Source organism: Brachybacterium sp. GCM10030268 (assembly GCF_042666305.1).
Classification (GTDB): Bacteria; Actinomycetota; Actinomycetes; order Actinomycetales; family Dermabacteraceae; genus Brachybacterium.
The window spans coordinates 1-1,347 of the sequence record NZ_JBHTCW010000026.1; the positions used below are offsets into that span (position 1 = coordinate 1).

A 1,347-nucleotide genomic window follows, 5' to 3' on the forward strand; every position below is an offset into this window, starting at 1 on the left:
CATGGGTATCTCCTATGTCAAGCGGCTTGCGGGATGCAAGTCGTTGAGGTGGGGTTCAGTGAGATCGGGGTGTTCATGAGTGCTGCGGCGTGGGCACGGGTAAGAGTGCGCCAGATGCGGCGGACGATCGCGTTCTTCAGGCAGCGGAGGGCTTCCATCACGGTCTTCCCGTCTGCTCGGAGTCGTTCGTAGTACTCCTTGCCTGGCCCCTCGAGACGGACCTGAGTGAGGGCGATGCGATGGATGGCGCAGTTCAGCTGTCTGTTCCCGCCCCTGTTCAGACGGACTCTGCCTTCTGTCTTGCCTGACCAGACCGGGATCGGGGCGCAGCCGGCGAACATCGCGAACTTCGACTCCGTGGCGAATCGTTCGATCCCGGCGGTCTCGGCGATGATCTTCGCGGCAGACAGCTCCGCGCAGCCGGGAATCTCCAGCAGCACCGGCTCCAGCTCCCTCACCATGGCACGCAGCCGCGCATCGAGCTCCCCGATCAAGGAGCACAGCCGTTCGAGATCGGCAAGGACCATGCCCGCGATCTCCGCGACGATCCCCTCGCTCGCCTCGATCACGCCCCGCACCTGTTCCTGGGCAGGTCGATGAGTCAGCGCGCGTGGTGCCGGGTCGATGTCGGGATCGAGTTCGTGCAGGTGCCAGCGCAAGCGGTTGATCACTCGAGTCCGCTCCGCGACCAGGTCCTCACGACGAGCAAGAACGAGCTTGACCTCCCTCGCCTGCTCATCGGTGAACGCGGCCGGCAGGTCGTCCTCGCGGGCCATCGCTCGCGCGACTGCGAGAGCATCGATCGGATCGGACTTGCCGCGGGTGCGCGATGCGGCGCGCTGGCGGGCCATCAGCTTCGCCGGCACCCTGAGCACCGGCTCGCCGTGGGCCAGGAGATCGCGCTCGAGCAGACCGGTGAGGTGGCGGCAGTCCTCCAGCCCCCACCGGCGATCCTGCTCGATGAAAGATGCCCTGGCCCACCGGTAGGCCTTCTCATGACCGCTGTGGGTCGCGCGGACAGTGATCTGCCCGATCTGTTTGCCCGCCGCGTCGACCGCGACGAAGGTATGCGAGTTCTTGTGGACGTCAGCGCCGATCAGGACCACCATGGTGACTGCCTCCCTTGAATCCGAGTGGGGTCAAACGGTCGGGCCGGTCGGCGGACAAACCTCAGTGGGGCAGCTGCACGCTCCTATCAAGTCACGCCGGCCGGTCCTTCCACCCGGCGACGGCAATACCCATGAAAGCCAGCTCAGCGAGGAGCGGCAGCCACTGTACGGGCCAATCACCGGATGGAAGCGATCCAACCACCGCGACATCCGCGGCACCACAGAGCCTCACACTGAC

The 1,347-nt window shown here is 65.7% G+C and carries 1 protein-coding gene; it reads right to left on the reverse strand.

What is annotated here, in order from left to right:
• Window positions 1–17: 17 nt before the first annotated feature.
• Window positions 18–1,109, reverse strand: a complete 1,092-nt coding sequence (locus ACFQRD_RS16645) for an IS110 family transposase (protein ID WP_377019486.1) — start codon at window positions 1,107–1,109, stop codon at window positions 18–20.
• Window positions 1,110–1,347: the final 238 nt, after the last annotated feature.

Coding starts and splice junctions, on each gene's coding strand:
- ACFQRD_RS16645 (WP_377019486.1), bottom strand. CDS start 1,109: ATGGTGGTCCTGATCGGCGCTGACGTCCACAAGAACTCGCATACCTTC.